General features: G+C 39.9%; 1 protein-coding gene. It reads right to left on the reverse strand.

Annotation, left to right across the window (positions count from 1 at the left end; translation table 11 throughout):
- Positions 1-288: 288 nt before the first annotated feature.
- A partial coding sequence (locus ACFIK8_RS08870) for an autotransporter outer membrane beta-barrel domain-containing protein (protein ID WP_375669209.1) occupies positions 289-1,799 on the reverse strand: 1,511 nt, incomplete at its 5' end.

A 1,799-nucleotide genomic window follows, 5' to 3' on the forward strand; every position in this document is an offset into this window, starting at 1 on the left:
CTTGTCTAAGTTAAGATAAAAAACAAAGCACAAGCAGATGTACATGATAATAAACTCTTCTTATGCAACAAAATACTCTTTCCTATATTTTTTCTCTTTGTTTTACTGGATGGTTATTTTGCACCAATTTGTGGTGAAATACCTTATTGTTTTGGATCTGGTTGGATGAGCTTTGCAAAGAGGTGCTCTGTCATATGTCCCGGGGGTGAAAAGGGTGAAGAGGTTCTTTGAGAGGGAAAGAAAAACAGGTTTCATATATACAAAAGGCAGCACAATGTGCTGCCTTTTTTAAAAGCCATAGTGTATTCCACCGGAAAAGTTAATTGCAGATATGCCAGCTTTTTGGAGCTTGTGTTGGTAATTAACATCAGCATGAAGGGCGATATTCTGAGAGAGTTGAGCATTCACACCAAAACCGCCTTCAAGGGAAGATCCCATAGAATCACGATGGAAAGTATCACCAATCTTTATCGTACCATTATCACTAAAAGCTTTGATGAAATTCACTTTACCATAGAAGGAAACAGCACGGTTTCTTTCAACAGGCATTACAGTTTGTATCAAACGTCCGCCAACACGTACCAGCCATTGATGAGGCTTGCCCATATTTACTTCAAAGCCATCAATATCTGAGAGTTTTTCAAACATGAGACGCTGATAAACAACTTGTGCTTGTGGTTCAAAGACCAACCCCTCAACACCGGTTCCCAATTTTTGGCTCACGGTGGCAGATGCACTCAATGTTTTTGTCTTATTCAGTTGCGTGGTAGTTCCGATGAAGGCGGTGGTGATATTTCCCTTGAGAGTTCCATAAGAAAAAAGCGTATCGAGATATATGCCATTGTTATGCTGGATGTTGCCGTATACGGTGAATGACCATTTATCAATGGTGCTTTTCTCAGCGCCTTCGATATCCTTAGGGGTAAAAGCTAGCTTTCCGTATGTCCCCAAAAGTCCAAGACTTGTGGTAATGTTTTGCTTTTCTAATCCTGCCAGTGCAATGCCTGCTTGCAATGCAGTATGCTGGACATCAGCACCATAACCATATTGTAGTGGATTACGGTTAGAAGATAATGTGATCTTATTGCCATAGGAGGATAAGAAGATCCCACTCTTTTTATGGCTTTCTGGTGCAAACAGTACTGTTTGCATATCGTTTAACAATGCATTTTGATTGTTTACATCAGTGAATCCAGCGGAGAATAAAGCGTTGGGCATCACCAAATAGCTTGCTACTTGTGGCACAAGAGCTTTGATTTTTGCCTCACGATCAAGAGTGGCACTTTGCAAGCGGAAATCCCAAAAATTCTGCTCTTCTCCCACGAGGCTTTGCTCAAGACTCGCTTTGCCATGGCTGGATGTTGGTCCATAGGCATTCAGTGTATATTTATAAGGCAAACCGCCTATTGTGGCATAACCATTTGCTAAGTTGAATGCATTTTCATTTGCTTTTCCAGAAACTTGAACGAGTGAAACACCACGCATATTCAAAGGGATGGTGTTCTCTATATTTGATGGCTCATTTTTTGAAAGGTTACTGAAATGAACTGTTGTGCTCCCTGATACATCGCCATGAACAAGAAGACGGTCTGTTTTTTGTTGGTCTTTTGGCAAACCATTACTCCATTCAGTATTAAAATAAATCCTTGCATCACCTGTCGCAGTGTAGACTGTTTTGTTTGTTGTGTTGTCGTTTATGATGTTAGGTGTTTGACTGCTTATATGTAATGTTTGGTAATGATCTTCTCTTGGTTTCTTAAAAACAATAGTACTGTTGTTGAGATTAAGCATAAAAACTT

Source organism: Bartonella sp. MR168JLCBS, assembly GCF_042194175.1.